Source organism: Mesorhizobium sp. WSM4807, from assembly GCF_055811615.1.
On sequence record NZ_JBVVQY010000108.1, the window covers coordinates 1 to 807 of the forward strand.

1 protein-coding gene is annotated in these 807 nt (G+C 58.9%); it reads right to left on the reverse strand.

Going from position 1 to position 807, the window contains the following annotated elements:
- A partial coding sequence (locus AC0L3N_RS33890) for a transposase (RefSeq protein ID WP_473552045.1) occupies positions 1-649 on the reverse strand: 649 nt, incomplete at its 3' end.
- Positions 650-807 lie beyond the last annotated feature (158 nt).

Below are 807 nucleotides of genomic sequence, written 5' to 3' on the forward strand. Positions count from 1 at the left end.
CCTTCGACCAGCGGAATTGGCTTCCGTCGATCCAGATCCGATGCATGATCACAGCCAGTTTGCAGGCGACGGCCACTCGGGCTTTCTTGCTGCCTATCCGGCGCGCCAGGCGCGCGCCCCACGCTTTCAGCGCAGACCATCTGGCGACCCGTGCCAACAGAGTGCCCGCGGCCTCGAAGAGATAGGTGCGTGTGAGCGTGTCACCGCATTTTGAGACCGACCCGTCACGATCGACTTCTCCCGATTGATACCGTCTCGGCGTCAGGTCGAAATAGGCACCAACACCCGATGAGCGGACAAAGCGCGCTGGATCATCCACCGCCGTGACGACGCTGACGGCCGTCAAGACGCCAATGCCGGGCACGGTCATCCACCGGCGGCACGGATCGCTGTGTTTGGCGAACCCGAGAATGTGCTCTTCCAACGTTCTGATTTCTTGCTCAATGCGTGCGCGGACAGCCAGCAACGCTGAAACAGCACCTTCCAGCCCAAGCTCTCCCGCGCAGAGCTCGCGAACGGATTCCTCATATTTCCTTCCGCTGACTTTCCCGACAATCCTGCCGAATGTCTTCAAAAGCCCACGTATCTTTGTTCCGAGATCGCGGCGAATGTTGACCAGCTGGGCATAGGAGGAAAGCAAGGTCCGCACGGCTGTCGAGGCTCTTGACCGCAACTTCCTTATACCAGCCGCACCGAATAATCTGCGCTAAGCCGTAGGCAGCATCATTATCATCAGTCTTGTTTAGCTGAACCGACAATGCCGCCTTCGCATGCCTGGCATCAAGGCAGACGACAGGAAGGCCGTTT